This is a genomic window from Mesorhizobium sp. M1143, assembly GCF_040318435.1.
GTDB lineage: Bacteria > Pseudomonadota > Alphaproteobacteria > Rhizobiales > Rhizobiaceae > Mesorhizobium.
This window is the reverse complement of the sequence record NZ_JAMYMJ010000002.1, coordinates 62,052-84,926: the sequence shown is the minus strand read 5'-3', so window position 1 is coordinate 84,926 and position 22,875 is coordinate 62,052. Positions and strand designations below refer to the sequence as shown.

The window sequence follows — 22,875 nt, the reverse complement described above, 5'->3', positions numbered from 1 at the left end:
CGGCAATCCATGGCAAAAATCTCCCTCAAGCTCGACGCGCTGATCGACAGCGAGGCTTTGCGCCGCGACATGACGGCGCTGATCTCGGCGGCCAGCGGCATCGAGCCCGGCGCGCGCGTCGGTGCGCTCCGGCTGCTGAAGGATCGGCTGACCGAGGGCCGCAAGGTTGCCGAGCGCATGCTGATGGACGATGGCAGCGGCACGGCCTGCGCCGCCCGGCTGTCGCATCTGATGGACGAGATCATCCGCGCCCTCTACGAGTTCGCCGCGACCCACGTCTACCGGGTGAAAAGCCCCTCGACCGCAGAGCGCATGGCGGTCGTTGCCGTCGGCGGCTATGGCCGCGGCACGCTGGCGCCGGGCTCCGACATCGACCTGTTGTTCCTGCTGCCCTACAAGCAGACGCCGTGGGGCGAACAGATCGTCGAATATATGCTCTATATGCTGTGGGACCTCGGGTTGAAGGTTGGCCACGCCACCCGCAACATCGACGAGTGTCTCAGGCTGTCGCGCAGCGATATCACCATCCGCACCACGATCCTGGAAGCGCGGTTCCTGTGGGGCGAACAGAAGCTCTTCGACGAATTGCTCACCCGCTTCGACCATGAAGTGGTGCGCACCACCGGACCGGAATATGTGCAGGCCAAGCTCGCCGAACGCGACGATCGCCATGCCAAGGCCGGCGAAAGCCGCTATCTGGTCGAGCCCAACGTCAAGGACGGCAAGGGCGGCCTGCGCGATTTGCAGACGCTGTTCTGGATCGCCAAGTATTTTTATCGCGTGCGCACCGGCGAGGAATTGGTCGACAAGGCTGTGTTCACCGAGGCCGAATACCGGGAATTCCTCAAGGCCGAGGATTTCCTCTGGGCGGTGCGCTGCCACATGCATTTCCTCACCGGCAAGGCCGAGGAACGGCTGCATTTCGACATCCAGCGCGAGATTGCCGAACGTCTCGGCTACACCACCCATCCCGGTCTGTCGGCGGTCGAGCGCTTCATGAAGCATTACTTCCTCGTCGCCAAGGATGTCGGCGACCTCACCCGCATCTTCTGCGCCGCGCTCGAGGAAGAGCAGGCCAAGCATGTGCCCGGCTTCAACCGCATCTTCCTCACCTTCCAGCGCCGCAAGCGCAAGCTGGCAGGCACGTCGGACTTCATTGTCGACAATCACCGCATCAACGTCGCCGACGACAGCGTGTTCGAGCGCGACCCGGTCAATCTGCTCAGGCTGTTCTGGTTCGCCGACAAGCACGGGCTGGAGTTCCATCCCGATGCGCTGAAGCTGCTCACCCGCTCGCTCGGTCTGGTCAACAAGTCGCTGCGGCGCGACGAGGAGGCCAACCGGCTGTTCCTCGACATCCTGACCTCGGACCGCAATGCCGAGCTTAATTTGCGGCGCATGAACGAGGCCGGCCTGCTCGGCAGGCTGATCCCCGATTTCGGCAGAATAGTCGCCATGATGCAGTTCTCGATGTACCACCACTATACGGTGGACGAGCACCTGATCCGCTGCATCGGCGTCTTGGCCGAGATCGAGCGCGGCGACGGCGAAAAGGTGCATCCGCTCTCGCACACGCTGATGCCGGGGCTAGAGAAGAGCCGCGAGGCGCTCTATGTCGCGGTGCTGCTGCACGACATCGCCAAGGGCCGGCCGGAGGATCACTCAGAGGCCGGCGCCCGGATCGCGCGCCGCATCTGCCCGCATATGGGGCTGTCGGCGGCCGACACCGAGACAGTCGCCTGGCTGGTCGAGAACCATCTCGTGATGTCGATGACGGCGCAGACGCGCGACCTCAACGACCGCAAGACGATCGAGGATTTCGCCTCGATCGTGCAATCGGTCGAGCGGCTGAAAATGCTGTTGATCCTGACCGTCTGCGACATCAGGGGTGTCGGGCCGGGCGTGTGGAACGGCTGGAAGGGCCAGCTCCTGCGCACGCTCTACTACGAGACCGAACTGCTTTTGACCGGCGGCTTCTCGGAAGTGTCGCGCGCCAAGCGGACGGCGGCGGCGCGCGAGCGGCTAGCCGAGGCGCTAGCCGATTGGCCGGACAAGGCCCGCAAGCGCTATGTCGGCCTGCATTACGAGAACTATCTGCTGACGGTCGACCTCCCCGATCAGCTGCGTCATGCCGAATTCATCCGCGAAGCCGACGCGGCAGGCAAGAAGCTCGCCACCGTGGTCAGGACGCACCAATTCGAGGCGGTGACCGAGATCACCGTGCTGGCGCAGGATCATCCGCGCCTGCTTTCGGTTATTGCCGGCGCCTGTGCCGGCGCCGGCGGCAACATCGTCGACGCGCAGATATTCACCACGTCCGACGGCCGCGCGCTGGACATCATCCTGATCTCACGGGAATTCGACCGCGACGAGGATGAGCGCCGTCGCGCCGAGCGCGTCGGCCGGCTGATCGAGGACGTGCTGTCGGGCAAGAGCTGGTTGCCGGAGATGATCGAGAAGCGAACCCGGCCGCGGCGCGGCGCCAAGGTGTTCAAGATTCCGCCGCGCGCCGAAATCCGCAACACGCTGTCGAACCGGTTTTCGGTGATCGAGGTCGAGGGACTGGACCGGCCCGGGCTGTTGTCGGAAATCACCAGTGCGTTGTCCGATCTCTCGCTCGACATCGCCTCGGCTCACATCACCACCTTCGGCGAGAAGGTGATCGACACTTTCTATGTCACCGACCTTACGGGGCAGAAGATCGACAACCCGGCACGCACCGCCACCATCCACGCCAGGCTGATCGCGGCGCTTGAAGGCGTTGTCCCAGAGCGCGGCGGCAAGGCCAAGGCGGCGGCCGAGTGACCATCACTTTGTCCCAATCACCCCCTTTGTCCCAATCATCCAGGCAATCTCCCCGCGCATGAGCCTCGTCAAGAAATTCGCCACGGTTGCGTCCGGCACGCTGATGAGCCGCGCCCTTGGCTTTGGCCGCGAAATGCTGATGGCGGCCGCACTCGGCACCGGGCCGGTGGCGGACGCCTTCAACGCCGCCTTTCAGTTTCCCAACACGTTTCGCCGGCTGTTTGCCGAAGGCGCCTTCAACGCCGCTTTCGTGCCGCTGTTTGCCAAGGAGATCGAGACTCACGGCACCGACGGCGCCAAGCGCTTTTCGGAGGAAGTGTTCGGCGTCCTGTTCACCGCACTTCTGGCGCTGACCATCGTCATGGAATTGGCGATGCCGCTGATCGTGCGCTATCTCGTGGCGCCGGGCTTTGCCGACACGCCGGGCAAATTCGAGACGACCGTCCTGCTGGCGACGATCATGTTCCCGTATCTCATCTGCATGTCGCTCGCAGCCATGATGGCCGGCATGCTGAATTCGCTGCGTCGCTATTTCGCGGCTGCCGTGGCCCCCGCATTCCTCAACATCATCCTGATTAGCGTGCTCGGCTACGCCTGGTACCACGGCATGGATGCCCGTGAGGTTGGTTTCAGCCTGTCCTGGGGCGTGCTGGCGGCGGGGCTGGTACAGCTCGCCATTGTCTGGGTGGCTGTGCGCAATGCCGGCATCGCGATCGGTTTTCGCCGGCCGAAGATGACGCCCAACGTCAAGCGCCTGCTGATCCTTGCGCTGCCGGCGGCGATCACCGGCGGCATCACCCAGATCAACCAGCTGATCGGCACGGCGATCGCGTCGGCGCAGGACAGCGCCGTGTCCTCGCTTGCCTATGCCGACCGCATCTACCAACTGCCGCTCGGCGTCGTCGGCGTTGCCGTCGCCATCGTGCTGCTGCCGGAGCTGTCGCGGGCGCTGAAATCGGGCAATCTGGTCGAGGCGGCCAATCTGCAGAACCGCTCGGTCGAGTTCACCCTGTTCATGACCTTACCGGCGGCGGCGGCACTGTGGGTCATGGCGGAGCCGATCGTGCGGCTGGTTTATGAGCGCGGCGCCTTCGCCGCCACCGGCTCGACGCCGACGGTGGCGGCGATCCTGGCGATCTTTGGCCTCGGCCTGCCGGCCTTCGTGCTGATCAAGGCCTTCACCCCCGGCTATTTCGCCCGCGAGGACACGCGCACGCCGATGATGTTCGCCGCCATCTCGGTCGGCGTGAACGTGATCACCGCGCTAACGCTGTTCCCGAAAATGGGCGCGCCCGGCATTGCGGTGGCCTCGGCCGTTGCCGGCTGGGTCAACGCGGTGATGCTGCTTGCGGTGCTGATCCGACGTGGCCATTGGGGCCGCGACGTGCCGCTGTTGAAGCGCATTCCGCGTCTTGTGCTGTCGGCGGCGGTGATGGCGACAGCACTCTATTTCGCCGAGCATTGGCTGGCCGTCAGGCTCGGCCCCGGCTCGCCACTGGTGATCAAGGCCGTGACGCTTCTCTCATTGGTGGCCGGCGGGGCGCTGCTCTACTTCGTCACGGCTTTCGCCACCGGCGGCGCCGATTTCGGAATGATCCGGCGCAATGTGAAACGCGGCTCGAGCAAGGCAGCGGCGCCAGCGCCAAACGCCGATCTGGACGAATAGTCCGGGCGAGCTAACAGCAACACCGGCCTTGATCCTCTCCGCCCCTTCGTCCATAAGCGCGCCGTCGCAAGACTTTCGCCGCGCGTGGTTTCCAGCCGCGTGATTGGCTCCGAAAAGTCTGCAACTTTTCGGAATCACGCTTATACGGCCCTCCACAAGCCATGAGGAACCCATGACCGCCTTCAAACAGCTCGTCTTTTCCGGGGTACAGCCGACCGGCAATCTGCATCTCGGCAACTATCTCGGCGCCATCAAGAAATTCGTCGCCCTGCAGGAAACGTCCGACTGCATCTATTGCGTCGTCGACCTGCATTCGCTGACGGCACAACTCGTCCATGACGACCTCGCCGACCAGACCCGCTCGATCACCGCCGCCTTCCTTGCCTCCGGCATCGACCCGAAGAAGCACATCGTCTTCAACCAGTCGCGGGTGATGCAGCATGCCGAGCTTGCCTGGATCTTCAACTGCGTGGCGCGCATCGGCTGGATGAACAAGATGACGCAGTTCAAGGACAAGGCCGGCAAGGACCGCGAAAATGCCTCGCTGGGCCTGCTAGCCTATCCCTCACTGATGGCGGCCGACATCCTGCTCTACCGCGCCACCCATGTGCCGGTGGGCGAGGATCAAAAGCAACATCTGGAGCTGACCCGCGACATCGCGCAAAAGTTCAACAATGACTTTTCGAGCCGCATCGCCAGTCTTGGCGCCGGCGTCGAGATGCAGGTTGGCGAAGAGACGGTAAACGGGTTCTTCCCGATCACCGAACCGGTGATCGGCGGGCCGGCGGCGCGCATCATGAGCCTGCGCGACGGCTCCAAGAAGATGTCGAAGTCGGACCCGTCGGATCTGTCCCGCATCAATTTGACCGACGATGCCGACACCATCTCGAAGAAGATCCGCAAGGCCAAGACCGACCCGGAAGCGTTGCCAAGCGAAGTCGACGGCCTGGAAAGCCGCCCGGAAGCGGAAAACCTGGTCGGCATCTATGCAGGGCTGGCCGAGATGTCGAAGGCGGACGTGCTGAAGGAATTCGGCGGTCAGCAGTTTTCCGTGTTCAAGCCGGCGCTCGCCGACCTTGCCGTGGAAAAACTGGCGCCGATCGCCGGCGAGATGCGCCGTATCAAGGGCGACCGCGCCTATGTCGACGCGGTGCTGAGAGACGGCGGCGAACGCGCCGGCGCGCTGGCTGAGACCACCATGAAGACGGTACGCGAGATTATCGGCCTGTTGCAGGGCTGATCCTACCGTCAGTGCACCGCACCATTCTGGCCCAAGGCCGGCGGCTTGCCGCCGGTCTGTCGCGGTGGCAGATTGCGGCCGAAACATCGAGTAGATAGACATGGTCTCCAAACGCCTCAGTCGCGAAGCCGGCCATCGCAGGAAATTCCTGACGATCATCGACGACACGCCCGAGTGCGAGCGCGCCGTCGCCTACGCCTCCAAGCGGGCGCAGAGCACCAGCGGCACGCTGGTGCTGCTCTACATCATCACACCGGACGACTTTCAGCACTGGCTGGGCGTCGAGAAGATCATGCGCGAGGAAGCCAACGCCACGGCGCGCGCGGCACTCGACGGCTACGCCAACAAGGTGCGCCAGAAGCTCGGCATCGAGCCCGAGATGGTGGTGCGCGAAGGCAAGCCGACCGAAGAGATCCACAAGCTGATCGAGGAAGACCAGGACATCGCCATCCTGGTGCTGGCGGCAGGTGCCGGCAAGGAAGGACCCGGGCCGCTGGTCGGGGCTGTTGCCGGCAAGGGCGCCGCCTTCCCTATTCCCGTCACAGTGGTGCCGCAGAACCTTTCCGACGAGGAGATTGACAGCCTCGCGTAGAGAGTGATGCGGGAAAGCGTGAAGCGGTTCGGATAACATCACGATCCTGGATTTATAGCCCGCGCGGGATTCCTTCCCAGCCAGCAAAAACATTCCGCCAGCCAGCCATTTTGAGCGATGCGTTTCGCTTGAATGTACAGCCGATTGAGCCTATTTAGAACTATTCCAAACTAGCTGCCCGACTGGGGCACGGAGACGGCCATGTTCATCCAGACCGAATCGACGCCGAACCCGGCAACGCTGAAGTTCCTGCCCGGCAAGGAAGTGCTTGTCGAAGGCACCGCCGATTTCCGCGACGCCGACAGTGCAGCCAGCGCCTCGCCGCTGGCCGGCCGCCTGTTCGAGATCCCCGGCGTGACCGGCGTCTTCTTCGGCTATGACTTCATCACCGTGACCAAGGACGGCCCGGACTGGCAGCACCTGAAGCCGGCCATCCTCGGCGCCATCATGGAGCATTTCATGTCGGGCGCGCCCGTGATGGTCAACGCCGGCCCCGCCGCCGAGACCAGCCAGACCGGCGAATTCTACGACAAGGCCGATGAGCAACTGGTCATCACCATCAAGGAACTGCTCGACACCAGGGTGCGCCCGGCGGTTGCCCAAGATGGCGGCGACATCACCTTCCGCGGCTTCGAGAACGGCACCGTGTTCCTGCACATGAAGGGCGCCTGCGCCGGCTGCCCGTCCTCGACGGCGACGCTGAAGCACGGCATCCAGAACCTGCTCCGCCACTTCGTGCCGGAAGTACAGCAGGTCGAGCAGGTCTCCTAAGACCCCTTCACGCATTCGAGCGAGCAACAAAAAACCGGGCCAGATTGCCCGGTTTTCTGTTTTGGACGTCCGTTGTTGCCTAGACGGTCCGCGTACGAAGGGTAACGCCTATCTTGACCATGATCTTCCCGAAAACCGGTTCCACTTTTCGCTTTCGTGGACCTCGGTTCCGGATCAAGGTCCTACATCACGATGACCTTGGCGCCGACCGACGTGCGGTCGTAGAGGTCGATGATGTCCTGGTTCATCAGCCGGATGCAGCCTGACGACATCGCCTTGCCGATCGAATTCCATTCCGGACTGCCGTGCAGGCGGTAGCCCATGTCGCCGCCCTTGTTGAACAGATACATGGCGCGCGCGCCGAGCGGGTTCTTCAAGCCCGGCTCCATGCCGCTCGCGAACTTGGCTAGCTCCGGCTGGCGCTGGATCATCTGCCGCGGCGGCGTCCAGGTCGGCCATTCGCGCTTCAGCGCGATATGGGCGGTGCCGTGCCATTCAAAGCCTTCGCGGCCGACGCCGATCCCGTAGCGGATCGCCCGGCCGTCGCCTTCGACGAAGTAGAGAAACTTGTTCTGGGTATCGACGACGATGGTGCCCGGCTTTTCCGAGGTGTCGTAGTTCACCTCTTGCCGGTGGTACTTCAGCGGCACCCTCTCGATCGGGATGCGCGGCAGTTGGTAGCCTGCATCGTTCACCGAACCGTAGTTGTTGGTGAACAGCTGCGAGCCGATCGTGCTGCAACCCGAGATCGCGGCCGACAACGCAAGTGCGGCGACGATTGCAAATGACTTCATGCGCATGAAATGGTCCGATGCCCCGCCAAGATGTCGCGACACGTTACGGCCGCTTTTCCTGAAATCATTCATGCTGGCATTTGCTTTGCTTGCCAAGCGCGCGATGCCTATATGCAGGAGCTTACGTGCCGGTAAGCCATCAACTATGGCATTTCGGCAACAGGACTCACGGGATTGTGAAGGAAAAACAATGGGCGGCCCTGTCGGATAGCCTAGAATCAGGGAACCACATCGAGGAATCACAATGAATGTAGGCGATGCCGCGGCGCGGTCCGGCCTGCCGGCCAAGACCATCCGCTACTATGAAGAGATCGGCCTGATCGCGCCGGCGCGCGCCGGCAATGGCTATCGCAATTATTCCAGCGACGACATCCATCGGCTGGCCTTCCTGCGCCGCGCCCGCAACCTCGGCTTTTCAATCGAAGATTGCCGCCAGCTGATGGCGCTCTACCGGGATCGCAGCCGCGCCAGCCACGATGTGCGCGAGATCGCCGCCGCCCATGTCAGCGCCATCGAGGAAAAGGTGCGCGAGCTGCAGTCGATGCGCACGACCTTGCAGACGCTGATCCAGGCCTGCCATGGCGACGACCGGCCGGACTGCCCGATTTTGGATGATATTGCGGGGGCTGCGCTGCTCGAGAACAGGCCGGCTTCGGCCATATAGGTAGTATCTCGACTGACTAAAATACGGGAACGTCCAAGGGACAAGAACGGAACCAAAGCGGTTACATCAGACCTTTGCGTTCACGGCGCAAGACTTTAGTCCGGCCGCCTTATAGCTAAGAACGGAAGTTGATCGGCGGACGCAGGGGCGTTCCGGAGCAATACCAGACCGCGCCGATACAGATATGGTGCGATCGCGGAAGGCGCTCGGATCAAGTCGTAGCCTCAGTTCTGTAAACCGTATAATCGCCGCCATTCCCCTACGGCTGGGTAGCGCTCGTGAGCAGTGGGTCATCTAGCTCTGCCTTTGTCTTCAGGACGGCATCAACGAGGGAACCGAACTCCTCGACGCTGAATGTGCAACTATCCTGGACCGCTCCCATATGGCTGAGGCGGAAGCGTGCGAATTTCCGGTTTTCGGCTGGGATGCGCTTCACCAGAAACATGAATGAATAGGGACCCGCGATCGCTGAGTACCGGCGCAACTCTTCGGTCGCGGGGAAAAGCCGGTTGATGAATCCCAAAAACCCCATGGTGTCTCCCCTCGTGCCAAGGACCGTGCTTCTTATCATTGCGAGAGAAAATTCGCCTATGGGTTTGTCAACCATACGATCGCCATGGTCACACAGGGTTCAAACCGTGAACAAAATCTGGCATGGTGGCTGCCATGCCGATCATTTCACCGATTCCCCTCAATCCGCTGATCGATGGCCGCCAGTCGGAACGCGCCATGCTGGTGCGGCGTGGCGTGCAGAGGCTGTTGATGCAAATGGGCATGCATGTGCTGCCCGAACTGTCGCTGGCCACCGGGCGGCGCGCCGACCTTGTGGCGCTGACCAGGCAGGGCGACATCTGGATCATCGAGATCAAATCCTCGATCGAGGATTTTCGCGTCGACCGCAAATGGCCTGATTACCGGTTGCACTCCGACCGCTTCTTCTTCGCCACGCATCCCGGCGTGCCCTCGGATATTTTTCCGGAGGAATGCGGCTTCATCCTGTCCGACGGCTACGGCGCCGAGATTTTGCGCGAGGCGCCCGAGCACCGCATGGCCGCAGCAACGCGCAAGGCGCTGATGCTGCGCATTGCACGGGCGGGTGCGGCGCGGCTGCTGGCGGCGGAGCTGGCGGGTGTGGCGGTGCCGGCGCTGGCGGGAGAGAGCGAGTAGACGAAGCTCAAGTTCCTCGCCCCGCTTTGCGGGGGCGAGGAGCCCAAGAACACCTACTCCACCTCTTCCCCCTCCACCGCCGGCGCCATCAGGAGCACGGCGGCACCCAGCAACGCCGCAATGAACGACCCCGCCAGGATGCCGACCTTGACGGCATCCTGCAGCGCCACGTCGCCGGCGAAGGCGAGCAGGCCAATGAACAGGCTCATGGTGAAGCCGATGCCGCAGAGCAGCGAAATGCCGATCATGTGCAGCCAGCCGGCGTTGACCGGAAGGTCGGCGAAGCCGAGACGGATGGCAAGCGCCGACGAGCCGAAGACGCCGACCAGCTTGCCCAGCACCAGGCCTGCGGCGACGCCGAGCGTCAGCGGCTCGACCAGGGCAGAGGCGCTGAGGCCGGCCAGCGACACGCCGGCATTGGCAAAGCCGAAAATCGGGATGACGAAGAAGGGCACGATCTTGTGCAGGCCGTGTTCGAGCCGGTGCAACGGCGAATGGTCGAGATCGTGGCTGCTGCCGGCAGAGATTTTCAGCGGAATGGTGAGCGCCAGCGCGACGCCGGCCAGCGTGGCATGCACGCCCGATTTCAGAACCAGCACCCACAGCACGGCGCCGAGCACTAGGTAGGGCGTCAGCCTCGTCACCCGCATGCGGTTGAGCATGATGAGCACCGCGATGACGGCGAAGGCCGCACCGAGATAGGCCAGCGACAGGCCGCTTGTGTAGAAGATGGCGATGATGATGACGGCGCCGAGATCGTCGATGATGGCGAGCGCGGTGAGAAATATCTTGAGCGACGCTGGCACGCGGTTGCCGAGCAGCGACAGTACGCCGAGCGCAAAGGCGATATCGGTGGCGGTCGGGATCGCCCAGCCGGAGAGCGCGGCGGCGTTGTTGCGGTTGATGGCGACATAGACCAGCGCGGGAACCAGCATGCCGCCGGCGGCGGCGACGCCCGGCAGCACGCGGCGCGGCCAGGTCGAGAGCTGACCGTCGAGCATCTCGCGCTTGATCTCGAGGCCGACCAGCAGGAAGAACACCGCCATCAGCCCATCATTGATCCAGTGCGACACGCTGAGCGGGCCGAGATAGGCGTGGAGAGCGGCGAAATAGGTTTCGGCCAATGGTGAATTGGCGACGATCAGCGCAAGGGCTGCCGCAACCATCAGGATGATGCCGCCCGCCGCCTCGCCGTCGAGGAATTCGCGAAGGATGGATTTCGGCTGCTTGTCGCGCATCTGTGCTCCGTTGCCGGGTTTTCCGGCGGCGTTATTGCCGATGATGGGCAAAGGTCGATGGCACGGCAAGCGCAACTGTTTCCAGCGTTGGCGCCGCCCCTCATTGTCCTGCCGGACGTTCGTCATTCGAAAAGCCAAGCAGTTGGCTTTTCGTCCGCTTCGCGGACCATTCCTCAACTCCCCACATAGCGACGGGGAGAAAGAGGCAGTGTCCGAACCGGATAGATAGGTAACAGAATGGACCGATAGCATGGGTGACAGTTTTCTCCTTCGCCGGGAGGACCGGCGATGGTTTGGCGAGAGACTGGCATCATGGACGAGCGGCTACGGTTTGTTGTGGAGTGTCTTGCTGGGGATGAGACGATGGTTGCGCTTTGTGCGGCCTACGGGATCTCACGCAAGAACGGCTACAAATGGCTCGGACGTTATCGGGAGTTCGGCCCGGAAGGTTTGCACGACCTGCCGCGAGCACCGCTCAATCAAGGCCGGGCGACAGCTCAGGACCTAGTTGAGCGGATTGTGGCGGCCAAGGAGCTGCATCCGCTCTGGGGTCCAAAGAAGATCGTGGCACGGCTCAGGCGCACGGCTCCCGAGTTCATGTGGCCTTCAGCCTCGACGGTCGGCGCGATCCTTGCGCGGCATGGGCTTGTCCGCGCCCGCAAGCGACCCCGCCTGCGGGCCTGCGGCAATGGACCCTGGCCACAGCCGCAAGAACCGAACGCGGTGTGGACTGGCGATCACAAGGGCTGGTTCCGGACCCGCGACGGCTGGCGTTGCGAACCCTTGACGGTGATGGATGCGTCGAGCCGCTATCTTCTGGCGCTCGAAGCGACGGGGTCGACGGCCGATAGCGAAGCCTGGCCGGTGTTCGAACGGCTGTTTGAAGAGCATGGCCTGCCAGATCGGTTCAGAAGCGACAATGGCCCACCCTTCGCATCGGCCGGCGTCACCGGACTGACGCCGCTTGTCGTGCGCTTCATCAAGCTTGGCATCACCTTGGAGCGGATCGCACCCGGCAGGCCACAGCAGAACGGACGTCACGAGCGCTTTCACCTGACCATGCTGCCGATGGCCGAGGCACCGGAAGCCGACCGAACGGCACAGGGCCAGGCCTTCGAGACCTTCCGCCACAGCTACAATGAGGAACGTCCCCATGAGGCGCTGGGCATGGATACGCCCGCCCAGCACTACCGGTCCTCACAGCGCGGCATGCCCAGGACACTACCCGAGCCCATCTATCCGGCCGAGGCCTCGGTCCGCCGCGTGCGCCACAATGGCGAGATCCGATGGAATGGCGGCTTCATATATGTCTCGCAAGCGCTGGCGGGCGAACCGGTCGCTGCGTTGGAGACCGAAGACGGACAATGGACACTCTCATTCCATGCCCACCCGCTCGGCATCATCGACACACGCCGCATGAAGCTTGTCCGCCGCATAGGGGGAGAGAAGTGTCACCTATGTATCCGGTTCAAAGTGTTACCCATCTATCGACTGGACAGCAGCTTCAGCCTCGCCGTCGTCTCCTGCAACGCCGGCGATTGGCGAAACCGGCGATGAGAGCGCCCCTCTCCCCCGTCTCTATACGGGCAGAGGATGCCGGACAGGCAGGTGAGGGGCAGCGCTGAGGTTCGGCAATTGGCGGCCGGCGCCACCGGCGCGTGAACCTCAGCGTGGTGCGCGCTTGGCGAGTATCCGCTGCAGCGTGCGGCGATGCATGTTGAGCCGGCGCGCGGTTTCCGACACGTTGCGGTCGCACATTTCGTAGACGCGCTGGATGTGTTCCCAGCGCACGCGGTCGGCCGACATCGGGTTTTCCGGCGGTGCGGCGCGTTCGCCGGCGGTGCGGGTGAGCGCTGCAAACACGTCGTCGGCGTCAGCCGGCTTCGACAGATAGTCGATGGCGCCGAGCTTCACCGCGGTCACCGCGGTGGCGATGTTGCCGTAGCCGGTGAGGATGACGGTGCGGGCATCGTCGCGCTTCTCGCGGATGGCGGCGACGACGTCGAGGCCGTTGCCGTCGCCAAGCCGCATGTCGACCACCGCATAGGCCGGCGGGTGGGCGCGCGCCTTGGCCACTGCCTCCTCGACGCTCTCGGCCGTCTCGACCACGAAACCCCTGGTTTCCATGGCGCGGGCCAGCCGCGTCAGGAACGGCTTGTCGTCGTCGACGATGAGCAGCGAGGTGTCCTCGCCTTCGACCATTGCGCCAATTGCTTCTTCGCCAGTCATTATCTCAAAAAATCCTGCTGCCTTAATTTTACGCAGATATAGTTCCTGAACGCCATTGTCCAATTTTGCCGCCTCCGCCAAGGCTTTTACGCGGTGTCGAACATCGAGATCCCCACCGATTCCGGGTTGAGGAAGACCGTGCGCGGCCACGATATCTGCACGATCGCGCCTTCGCCCAGTCCGCTCGAATTGCGGAAATCGAGCGTGGCGCCGGAGCGTTCGAGCAAGGTCTTGGCGATGAACAGCCCGAGACCCAGGCCACCGCCAGCCTCGTTGCCCTGGCGTGTCGACATATAGGGCTCGCCGATGCGATCGATGATTTCGGGGGGAAAGCCCGGCCCGTCATCGATGATCGAGAAGGTGACGTCGAGTTCGTCCCAGCTCCATCGCACCGTCACACTGTTGCGGGCGAAGTCGACGGCGTTCTCGACCAGATTGCCGAGGCCGTAGATGACGCCGGGGTTGCGCCGTCCCACCGGTTCGGGGCCGACGCGCTCGCCCGGCCGAAGCTTGATCGAGATGCCGAAATCGCGGTGCGGCGCGGTCACCTCCTCGACCAGCGAGGTCAGCGGCAGACGCGACAGATGCGCCTCGCCCTCGGAGGACAGGCTGGTCAGCCGCTTCAGGATCTCGCGGCAGCGCTCGCTCTGCGACCGCAGAAGTTTGACGTCCTCACCGTATTTTGGGTCGTCGCCAAGTGCCTTTTCCATCTCCTTGGAGACAAGGGCGATGGTGGCGAGCGGCGTGCCGAGTTCGTGCGCGGCGGCGGCGGCAAGCCCATCCAGAGCCGACAGATGCTGCTCGCGCTGCAACACCAGTTCGGTGGCGGCAAGCGCATTGGCGAGCAGGCGGGCTTCCTCGGCGACGCGGAAGGCATAGATGGCGGTGAAGGCGATCGAGGAAAACACCGCCATCCATATGCCGGCGACATAGATGAATGGCATGGGCAGCGGCGCGCCCTCATACCATGGCAGCGGCTGGTGGAAGAAGACCAGCAACGTGGCCGCCGCCATGACCAGCGCGCCGAGCACCGCAGTCAGCCGCAGCGGCAGCGACGCCGCCGAGATGACGACGGGCACGGTCATCAGCACCGAGAACGGGTTGGTGAGGCCGCCAGTCAAAAAGAGCAGGCCGGCAAGCTGCAGGCTGTCGAAGGTCAGGATGAAAAAGGCTGAGAACGGGGTCAGCCGGTGCGCTGCCGGATAGCGGAAGGTCAGCACCAGGTTAAGCCAGGCCGAGCAGGCGACCAGCGCGAAGCAGAGGCTGACCGGCAGCGGGAATTTGAGCCCATAGGCGACGACCAGCACCGCCAGGCTCTGGCCCACGATGGCCAGCCAGCGCAGCCGGATCAGCGTGTTGAGGCGCAGCCGCTGGCTTTGCTGGAAGTCTGGCGCGTGCACGATGTTGATCATGGCCAAGGATTATAGCCGGGAAAGGACGAGCGCTAGTAGCGCTGCAGCAGGGGTTTCATAGATGCGGACCGTTGATGGGATGGGCTAAGACTCGCGCTTTCGTCATCCTATGGTCTGCGCCGCGTCGCTTCGCTCCTTGCTACGCCCGTGGATGACGACGCGATGAATGTTTTACGCTAATCGCCAATGTGTGCCGCCCGTTAAGCAAGCGGCTCGCCAGGCATTGGTTCAAGCTTAGGTGCCTCTTGGCTTCGCTCTTGCCGTCGCCGCAGCGAGCAGCGGATTTTCCGGCCAGACATGGCGGGGATAACGGCCGCGCATATCGGTGCGCACATCGGCCCAGGAGCCGCGCCAGAAGCCGGGCAGGTCGCGCGTCGTCTGGATCGGCCGGTGCGCCGGCGACAACAGCTCGAGCGTCAGCGGCACGGTGCCGTTGGCGATTGCCGGATGGCGGTCAAGGCCGAACAGCTCCTGCACGCGGATCGCCAGCACCGGCCATTCGCCGTCATAGCGGATCGGCACATGGCTGCCGGACGGCGCGTCGAAATGGGTCGGCGCCAGTGTGCCGATCTTGCGCTGCAAATCATGCGGCACCAGCGCCATCAGGCCCGACGACAGCGTGCCGGGATCGATGGCGGCGAAGGACGCCTTGCCCGACAGGAACGGCAGCAGCCAGTCGTCAAGGCGTTCGAGCAGGGCGGCTTCCGAAACATCGGGCCAAGGCGCGCCTAGGCCGCGATGCAGCCAGCCAAGCCGTTGGCGCAGCGTCTCGCCGTCCTTGCTCCATTCCAGCAGCGACAGGCCGTGCTCGCGCAAGGCATCCAGGATGGCGCGGTCGGCGTCTGTTCCAGTTGGTGCGGGCAGCATGCGCTCCGACAAAGTGATGGCGCCGAGCCTGGCGGTCTCGCGCACGCGCACCGCGCGCCGCTCGCGGTCGAAGCTTGTCTCGCGGCGCGTCTCGATCCTGTCGGCGAGAGCGGCACGGATGTCGGTCTCGTGGACCGCGGCCGCGGCGGTTATACGGGCGTTTTGCGCCTTGCCTTGCAGATCGGCGACGACCAGCCAGGTCTCACCGGCCAGCGGATCGGCGGCGTCGAGCATGGCGCCGGAGCCGTTGGCGAGCACGAAACGCCCGCGCTCGCCGCGCGCTCTGGCGACACGGTCCGGCCAGGCGTGGATGAGGAGAAGACCGGCAGAAGCGGTTTCGCTGCTCTTGGCGCCGCCCGCCTGCTTCGCCAATCGCCCGGCAAGCTGCCTTGCCGCAACGGCGCGCGGTGACTTTTCCGTGCGGAAGCGCATCAGGCGCCGTTCGAGGTCGGCGCCGTCGCCGCCAAGGCCACGCTCGGTGAGCAGGACGGCTAGCATCGCAGCTTCGAGCGCGTGGCCGCCGCCAGCGGCTTCAGCGACCATGTGTGCGAGCCGCACGGGCAGCGCCAGCTTGCGCATCGCGCCGCCTGCCTCCGTCAGCCGTCCGGCCGCGTCGATGGCGTGCAGCGCCGTGAGCAGCGCCCGCGCCTCGTTAAGCGCGGGAATGGGCGGCGGATCGAGGAAGGAGAGACTTGCGGGATCGGCGACGCCGAAGGCGGCGCAATCGAGCAGCAGGCCGGACAGGTCGGCTTCCAGAATCTCGGGCGGGGTGAACGCGGGAAGGGCCGCCGTCTGCTCGGCCCGCCAGAGGCGGATGGTGACGCCTGGCTGCGTGCGCCCGGCGCGGCCGGCGCGCTGGTCGGCGGACGCCCTGGAAACGCGCACCGTCTCCAGCCGGGTCAGGCCGCTCGCCGGTTCGTAGCGCGGCAGCCGCGACAGGCCGGAATCGATGACGACGCGCACGCCGTCGATGGTGATCGAGGTCTCGGCGATCGACGTCGCCAGCACCACCTTGCGGCGGCCGGGCGGCGCCGGTTTGATGGCGGCATCCTGCGCCCTGTTGTCGAGCTGGCCGTAGAGCGGCACGATGTCGGTGTCGGCGCCGAGCCGGCCCTGCAGCCGCTCGGCGGTGCGCTCGATCTCGCGCTGTCCCGGCAGGAAGGCGAGCACGCTGCCGCTCTCGCCGGCAAGAGCGGAGCGGATCGCCTTGGTCATGGCGTCTTCGATGGGAACGCCGGCTGGCCGCTCGTCGTATCTGACATCTACTGGGAACGCACGGCCTTGGCTTTCGATCACCGGGGCGCCGGACAGGAGTTTCGCGACGCGCGCGCCATCGAGCGTTGCCGACATCACCAGCAGCCGCAAATCCGGCCGCAGCGCGCCCTGCACGTCGAGCGCCAGCGCCAGGCCGAAATCGCCGTCGAGCGAGCGCTCGTGGAATTCGTCGAAAATCACCGCCGAGACGCCGGGCAGCTCGGGATCGTCTAGGATCATGCGCGCCAGGACGCCTTCGGTGACGACCAGGATTTTTGTCCGGGCCGATGTGCGGTTTTCCATGCGCATGGCATAGCCGACAGTGGCGCCGGGCTCTTCATCAAGCAATTCGGCCATGCGGCGGGCGGCGGCGCGGGCGGCGAGCCGGCGCGGTTCGAGCAGGACGATCTTGCCGGCGACCAGCCAGGGCGCATCGAGCAGCGCCAGCGGCACCAGCGTCGTCTTGCCGGCGCCGGGCGGCGCCACCAGGACGGCGCTGTTCTGCCTAGTCAGCGCTTCGCCAAGCGCCGGCAGCACGGCGGTAACAGGAAGCTCCGGCAGGGTTCTTTTGCTCATCGTCTCAACGGTATGCAGCCAGGTGACCGCATATCAGCCGCGGATGCCGCCGCGCAACCTCGCGCGTTGCGGCCAGTTCAAAGCCTCGTGCGCGCAAACGGGTTCCAGCGCACCGTGCCCAGCCGCACCTCCTCGCGCACCATGGTGAGCAGGCCGGACGCGCCAACGACGGCCAAGCCGACCAGCGATATCCAGTCCGGATACTCCTGGAAGAACAACGCACCGAGGATCACCGCCCAGACGATCTGCGAATAATGCGTCGGCGCGATGCGGTTCGCCGGTGCGTATTTGGCGGCCAGCAGCTGCAGCAATTGGCCGCCGGCGGTAAAGGCGCCGCCCAGCACCAGCCACAGCAGCTGCATGGCGTTGGGGAGGGTGAACGATGTGGCGATGGTGCCGGCCCCGTTGAACAGCAGCCCGTAACCGATGAGCACGCCGAGCATGGTGGTGCGCTTTTCCTGCTGGGCGAGCGACCGCATCAGGATGACGCTGGCCGCGGCAAGGAAGGCCACCGTGAACGCGGCAAGGTGTCCGAGATGCAACTCGCGAAAACCTGGCCGCACCACCAGCATGACACCTGCAAAGCCGGCAACCACCGCCAGCCAGCGCCATGGACCGACCTTTTCTTTCAGGATGACGGTCGAGAGAATGGTAACGCAAAGCGGCGCCAGGAAGATCAGTGCATAGGTCTCGGCCAGCGGAATGGTGGTGAAGGCGTAGACGCTGAGCACGCCCGAGGCGATGCCGGCCCAGGCGCGGGCCTGCACCGCCCATGGCCGCCCGGTGCGCCAGAAGTCGCGCCAGCGCTCATCGACTGGGCGGCTGAAAAACAGGAAGCAGCCGGCAAACAGCGTGATGAAGAAGCCGATCTCGAAGACGGTGAACTGTCCGCCAAGGCTCTTGATAACGGCATCGCTGCACGAATAGCTTGCATAGGCGATGAGGGCGAGCAGGATTCCGTTCGTCACGTTTTTCCATTTCCGGGGAGAGTGCAGTGAAGGTATTGGCGCTCGGCGCGCATCCCGACGACATCGAGATATTCATGTTCGGTACGCTGGCTGCCTATGCCACGCAAGGCGCAGAACTGACTTTTGCCGTGGCCACGGATGGCGCCAGGGGCGGCATGGGCGACCCGAGCGTTTTGGCTCGTGTCCGCCGCGACGAGGCGGCGGCCGCTGCGGCGTTGCTCGGCGCAACCCTTCGCTTTCTCGACTTTCCCGACGGCGAACTGGTGGCCGATGCGGCACTGATCGCTTCGCTGAAAGCGCTGATACGCGAGACCGCGGCGGATCTGGTGATCACGCATGCCCCCAACGACTATCACGCCGACCATCGTGCTTTGTCGGACGGCGTGCGCATCGCGGCCTCGTTCGGCGTCCCCGTGCTGCATGCCGACACGATGGGCGGCACCGGTTTTGTGCCGACGCATTACGTCGACATTTCCGCCTACGGCGATATCAAGACGCAGGCGATCCGAGCGCACCAGTCGCAGTGGCCGGAGCAATATGTCGACAGAGCGCGCGTCCAGAATGAGTTTCGCGCCGGGCAATGCAACAGCGTTCCCGGCTCCCTGGCCGAGGCCTTCCGATTCGAGCCGACATTTCCCTTCGCCGACATCCGCGCGCTGCTGCCGCCCGCGCCCCCTGTTCGGCCGGTGACGCCGCAGACGAAAATTATAGGCGACCCCGGCTAAGCAACTTCCGGGCGAGCCGTCCGGCAATCATTTCCCAACGATTTCAATCGCCGTTTCGCCATGTTGCGGCGCAGCGACGAATTCGCTTGCCTTGTTTAGTAAAAATTGCATCACTAAACAAATTACTAAACATCTGCGGCGCACCGCGCCGCCCTGGCGGCATAGCGTGCCGTGTTTAGCCCCTCGGAGGAGCGAGGGTTGAGGGGTTCTTGAAACGGCCATCCGGGCGCGTTTCGCAAATGGGAGGAAGGCATGAAATCGAGCTTGAAACTGGCGTTGGGGCTGGCCTCGGCGATTACCGCGTCGACAGCCGTCTCGAACGCGGCGCACGCTGAAGACCTGACGCTTTGCTGGGCCGCCTGGGATCCGGCAAACGCGCTGGTCGAACTGTCCAAGGATTTTACCAAGGAAACCGGCATCGGCATGAAATTCGAATTCGTGCCGTGGACCAACTATGCCGACCGCTTCCTCAACGAGCTCAACTCGCACGGCAAACTTTGCGACCTGATCATCGGCGACAGCCAGTGGATCGGCGGCTCGGCCGAGAACGGCCACTACGTCAAGCTGAACGACTTCTTCGACAAGGAGAAGATCAGCATGGACGACTTCGTGCCGGCAACCGTCGTCGGCTATTCCGAATGGCCGAAGAACACGCCGAACTACTGGGCGCTGCCGGCCATGGGCGACGTCGTCGGCTGGACCTACCGCAAGGACTGGTTCTCCAAGCCGGAACTGCAGAAGGAATTCAAGGAAAAGTATGGTTGGGACCTCGGCCCACCGACCACCTTCGACCAGCTGAAGCAGGTCGCCGAGTTCTTCCAGAAGCGCGAGATCGACGGCAAGACCGTCTATGGCGCCTCTATCTACACCGAGCGCGGCTCGGAGGGCATCACCATGGGCGCCATGGACGTGCTCTACAGCTTCGGCTTCCAGTATGAAAACCCGAAGAAGCCCTACGAGATGGAAGGCTTCGTCAACTCCGAGAAATCGGTGAAGGGGCTGGAATTCTACAAGTCGCTCTATGATTGCTGCACCCCGCCCGGCGCGTCGAACAGCTACATGGGCGAAGGCGTCGACGCCTTCAAATCCGGTCAGGTGGCCATGCACATGAACTTCGCCTTCACCTGGCCCGGCCTGCAGAAGGACGAGAATGTCGGCGGTGACAAGATCGGCTACTTCGTCAATCCGAAGGGTCCCGGCGGCGCCCAGTTTGCGCAGCTTGGCGGCCAGGGCATTTCGGTCGTGTCCTATTCAGACAAGCAGGAATCGGCGCTGAAATACATCAAGTGGTTCGCCAACAAGGATGTGCAGGCCAAATGGTGGTCGCTCGGCGGCTATTCCTGCCTGAACGCGGTGGTCAAGGACCCGGCCTTCCCGTCCAGCCAGCCCTATGCACAGACCTTCCTCGACTCGATGGCGATCGTGAAGGACTTCTGGGCCGAGCCGAGCTACGCACCGCTGCTGCAGGCGTCGCAGAAGCGCTTCCACGACTATGTCGTTGCCGGCCAGGGTTCGGCCAAGGACGCGCTTGACGGCCTGGTCAAGGACTGGACGCAAGTGTTCCAGGACGACGGCAAGATGTAACCGGACCAACGGCTCCTCCCGAGCCTGACCCCAGAGGCGGATGATTTTCAGGCCGAATCGATCAGAAATCATCCGCCTCAGGGCTAAAAAGAGAGAGAGCATGATGTCGTCCGAAAACCGCTTCACACTTTTCGGCATCATGCTCTTGGTCCCGTGCTGCCCTTGGCACGGGACGCAGTTCAGATAAATTCCAGTGTCGAGACTTGACGTGACCGAAGCAGGACTCACCATGCTCAATCGGACTGCGGAGAACGTTGCCCGGGCGACCCCGGAGCCGTTGGCCCGCAAGGTCCGGGGGATCAGCGACAAGGGCCTCGCCTGGCTGTTCATCTCGCCGACGATCCTGTTGCTCTTGGCCATCAACATCTTCCCGCTGTTCTGGGCGATCTACCTGTCCTTCACCAACTTCCGCGCGAACCGCCCGAACGAGGTGGTGAAAAACCTCGGCTTCGCCAACTACCAGCGCATCCTCGGCGACCAGGACATCTGGATCGCCATGCAGACGACGGCGCATTTCGTGTTCTGGACGATCCTGCTGCAGACGCTGATCGGTTTCACGCTGGCGTGGCTGATCGACAGGAAGTTTCGCGGCCACGCCTTCTGGACGACCATCATCCTGGTGCCGATGATGCTGTCGCCGGCGGTGGTCGGCAATTTCTGGCGTTTCCTCTACGAGCCGCAGATCGGCCTGTTCGCCTACGCCATCTCGTTCGTCACCCGGATACCACCGACCGACATCCAGATGCTGTCCAACGTGTCGCTGGCGCCGTGGTCGATCATCATCGTCGACACCTGGATGTGGACGCCCTATGTCATGCTGATCTGTCTCGCCGGCCTGCGCTCCATCCCCGAATACATCTATGAAGCCGCCGAGGTCGACCGCGCGTCCAACTGGCGGCAGTTCTGGTCGATCACGCTGCCCATGGCGCTGCCCTTCATCATGCTGGCGGTGCTGTTTCGAGGCATCGAGAACTTCAAGATGTTCGACATGGTCAACCTGCTGACCGGTGGCGGGCCGGGCTCGACCACCGAGGTCGCCTCGATCACGCTGAAGCGGCAGGCCTTCGAGAGCTGGCGCACCGGATATTCCTCGGCCTTCGCCATCATCCTGTTCGTCGCGGTGTTTGGGCTGGCCAACATCTACGTCAAGGCGCTGAACAAGGTGAAGCAGAGATGAGCCTGACCACCGCCCACTCCGTCGTCGCCCCCTCGGCCAATTCGAAGCGGATCGCCGGCACCATCATCGTGCTCTACGCGCTGATCTCGATCGTGCCGTTGCTGTGGATCTTCGCCACCAGCTTCAAGACGCCGCCGGATTCGATCGCCTATCCGCCCAAGATTCTGTTCCAGCCGAGCATCGAGGGCTATTGCAACCTGTTCACGACGCGCACCAGGCAAACGCCCGAGTATATCAACTCGCTCGGACCCGCGACCGGTTTCTGCGACGAGACCTCGCGCAAGCGCAACATGGTGATTGCCGGCCCGTCCAATTTCCTGCCGCGCTTCGTCAACTCACTGATCATCGCCTTCGGTTCCACCTTCTGCGCCGTATTCCTCGGCACGCTTTCGGCCTACGGTTTCTCGCGCTTCAAGGTGCCGCTGGCCGATGACCTTCTGTTCTTCATCCTGTCGACGCGCTTCATGCCACCGATCGCGGTCGCCATTCCCATCTACCTGATGTACCGCGAGCTCGGCCTGTCCGACACCGCGCTCGGCATGATCCTGCTCTACACCGCGGTCAACGTGTCGCTCGCGGTGTGGCTGCTGAAAGGCTTCATTGACGAGATCCCGCGCGAGTATGAAGAAGCGGCGATGATCGACGGCTATACCAGGCTGCAGGCCTTCTGGCGCACCGTGCTGCCGCAAGCGACCACCGGCATCGCCGCGACCGCCATCTTCTGCCTGATCTTTGCCTGGAACGAATATGCATTCGCCGCACTCTTGACGTCCGGCACCGCGCAGACCGCGCCGCCCTTCATCCCGACCATCATCGGCGAAGGCGGCCAGGACTGGCCGGCGGTTGCGGCCGGCACGACGATCTTCCTGGTGCCGATCCTGGTTTTCACCGTCCTGCTTCGCAAACAATTGCTGCGCGGCATCACTTTTGGGGCGGTGCGCAAATGATTGATGTGCCAGGTCGACCCCCACTCCCTCGAGCTTCGCTCGACACCTCTCCCCCGATCGACGGGGTAGAGGAAGGACGCGAACTTCATTCAGCCAGGCTCCCTTCCTCTCCCTCCGGAGGGGGGAGAGGTGGCGCTGCGAAGCAGCGACGGAGTGGGGGAACCACCTGGCAACCGTCTCGCCCCGTTACCGGGCAGAA

The 22,875-nt window shown here is 63.8% G+C and carries 18 protein-coding genes and 1 pseudogene; 12 read left to right on the top strand and 7 right to left on the bottom strand.

Going from position 1 to position 22,875, the window contains the following annotated elements:
• The first annotated feature begins 9 nt into the window (after nt 1-9).
• From NKH35_RS02175 to NKH35_RS02155, 5 genes are all read left to right on the top strand, one after another.
• On the top strand, nt 10-2,805 hold the full coding sequence (locus NKH35_RS02175; protein ID WP_023732515.1) for a [protein-PII] uridylyltransferase: 2,796 nt from the start codon (nt 10-12) through the stop codon (nt 2,803-2,805).
• Between the two features lie 58 nt (nt 2,806-2,863).
• Nucleotides 2,864-4,471 carry a murein biosynthesis integral membrane protein MurJ gene (murJ, locus tag NKH35_RS02170; RefSeq protein WP_023732516.1) on the top strand — a complete coding sequence of 536 codons (1,608 nt, stop codon included), beginning with the start codon at nt 2,864-2,866 and terminating at the stop codon, nt 4,469-4,471.
• Nucleotides 4,472-4,643: 172 nt separating this feature from the next.
• Nucleotides 4,644-5,711, top strand: a complete 1,068-nt coding sequence (gene trpS, locus NKH35_RS02165; RefSeq protein ID WP_023732517.1) for a tryptophan--tRNA ligase — start codon at nt 4,644-4,646, stop codon at nt 5,709-5,711.
• A gap of 100 nt (nt 5,712-5,811) precedes the next feature.
• Nucleotides 5,812-6,303, top strand: coding sequence for a universal stress protein (locus NKH35_RS02160; RefSeq protein WP_023672856.1), 492 nt, complete (start codon nt 5,812-5,814; stop codon nt 6,301-6,303).
• A 201-nt stretch (nt 6,304-6,504) separates the two neighbouring features.
• The gene (locus NKH35_RS02155; RefSeq protein WP_023685140.1) at nt 6,505-7,074 is read left to right on the top strand and encodes a NifU family protein; all 570 of its coding nucleotides are present in this window, start codon (nt 6,505-6,507) and stop codon (nt 7,072-7,074) included.
• Between the two features lie 182 nt (nt 7,075-7,256).
• Here NKH35_RS02155 and NKH35_RS02150 read toward each other — a convergent pair whose 3' ends face one another.
• Nucleotides 7,257-7,874 (bottom strand): L,D-transpeptidase, encoded by a 618-nt coding sequence (locus tag NKH35_RS02150; RefSeq protein WP_023692663.1) that lies wholly within the window; start codon nt 7,872-7,874, stop codon nt 7,257-7,259.
• A gap of 238 nt (nt 7,875-8,112) precedes the next feature.
• On the opposite strand from NKH35_RS02150, the gene cueR reads away from it, so the two are divergent.
• Nucleotides 8,113-8,532: a Cu(I)-responsive transcriptional regulator gene (gene cueR / locus NKH35_RS02145; RefSeq protein WP_023823809.1), complete on the top strand. Its 420-nt coding sequence runs from the start codon at nt 8,113-8,115 to the stop codon at nt 8,530-8,532.
• A gap of 259 nt (nt 8,533-8,791) precedes the next feature.
• Here the strand turns inward: cueR and NKH35_RS02140 are convergent, their stop codons facing one another.
• Nucleotides 8,792-9,139: a hypothetical protein gene (locus tag NKH35_RS02140; RefSeq protein WP_023823810.1), complete on the bottom strand. Its 348-nt coding sequence runs from the start codon at nt 9,137-9,139 to the stop codon at nt 8,792-8,794.
• A 59-nt stretch (nt 9,140-9,198) separates the two neighbouring features.
• Here NKH35_RS02140 and NKH35_RS02135 point away from each other — a divergent pair, with 59 nt between their 5' ends.
• A complete protein-coding gene (locus tag NKH35_RS02135) occupies nt 9,199-9,699 on the top strand; it encodes an MmcB family DNA repair protein (protein WP_023713558.1) in 501 nt (166 codons plus the stop codon).
• A 53-nt stretch (nt 9,700-9,752) separates the two neighbouring features.
• Here NKH35_RS02135 and nhaA read toward each other — a convergent pair whose 3' ends face one another.
• Nucleotides 9,753-10,937: a Na+/H+ antiporter NhaA gene (gene nhaA, locus NKH35_RS02130; RefSeq protein ID WP_352913248.1), complete on the bottom strand. Its 1,185-nt coding sequence runs from the start codon at nt 10,935-10,937 to the stop codon at nt 9,753-9,755.
• A 288-nt stretch (nt 10,938-11,225) separates the two neighbouring features.
• Between nhaA and NKH35_RS02125 the strand changes: the two are divergent.
• Nucleotides 11,226-12,368, top strand: a pseudogene (locus NKH35_RS02125) (integrase core domain-containing protein); the annotation flags it as partial.
• A 234-nt stretch (nt 12,369-12,602) separates the two neighbouring features.
• On the opposite strand, the gene NKH35_RS02120 reads toward NKH35_RS02125, so the two are convergent.
• From NKH35_RS02120 to NKH35_RS02105, 4 genes are all read right to left on the bottom strand, one after another.
• Nucleotides 12,603-13,166 (bottom strand): ActR/PrrA/RegA family redox response regulator transcription factor, encoded by a 564-nt coding sequence (locus NKH35_RS02120; RefSeq protein ID WP_023672848.1) that lies wholly within the window; start codon nt 13,164-13,166, stop codon nt 12,603-12,605.
• 86 nt (nt 13,167-13,252) lie between these two features.
• Nucleotides 13,253-14,578: an ActS/PrrB/RegB family redox-sensitive histidine kinase gene (locus NKH35_RS02115; RefSeq protein WP_023692667.1), complete on the bottom strand. Its 1,326-nt coding sequence runs from the start codon at nt 14,576-14,578 to the stop codon at nt 13,253-13,255.
• 234 nt (nt 14,579-14,812) lie between these two features.
• Complete coding sequence (hrpB, locus tag NKH35_RS02110) at nt 14,813-17,275, bottom strand: ATP-dependent helicase HrpB (protein ID WP_352913244.1); 2,463 nt, start codon at nt 17,273-17,275, stop codon at nt 14,813-14,815.
• A 77-nt stretch (nt 17,276-17,352) separates the two neighbouring features.
• Entirely contained in the window at nt 17,353-18,243 is an 891-nt protein-coding gene (locus NKH35_RS02105; protein WP_023694178.1) for a DMT family transporter, read from the bottom strand.
• 26 nt (nt 18,244-18,269) lie between these two features.
• Here NKH35_RS02105 and NKH35_RS02100 point away from each other — a divergent pair, with 26 nt between their 5' ends.
• The 4 genes from NKH35_RS02100 (at nt 18,270) to NKH35_RS02085 (ending at nt 22,676) form a co-directional block, all read left to right on the top strand.
• Nucleotides 18,270-18,968: a PIG-L deacetylase family protein gene (locus NKH35_RS02100; RefSeq protein WP_352496914.1), complete on the top strand. Its 699-nt coding sequence runs from the start codon at nt 18,270-18,272 to the stop codon at nt 18,966-18,968.
• Between the two features lie 252 nt (nt 18,969-19,220).
• A complete protein-coding gene (locus NKH35_RS02095; protein ID WP_352913243.1) occupies nt 19,221-20,552 on the top strand; it encodes an ABC transporter substrate-binding protein in 1,332 nt (443 codons plus the stop codon).
• 229 nt (nt 20,553-20,781) lie between these two features.
• Nucleotides 20,782-21,729: a carbohydrate ABC transporter permease gene (locus tag NKH35_RS02090; RefSeq protein WP_031198535.1), complete on the top strand. Its 948-nt coding sequence runs from the start codon at nt 20,782-20,784 to the stop codon at nt 21,727-21,729.
• Nucleotides 21,726-22,676 (top strand): carbohydrate ABC transporter permease, encoded by a 951-nt coding sequence (locus tag NKH35_RS02085; RefSeq protein ID WP_023690009.1) that lies wholly within the window; start codon nt 21,726-21,728, stop codon nt 22,674-22,676. Before NKH35_RS02090 ends, NKH35_RS02085 begins: the two co-directional genes overlap by 4 nt.
• Nucleotides 22,677-22,875 lie beyond the last annotated feature (199 nt).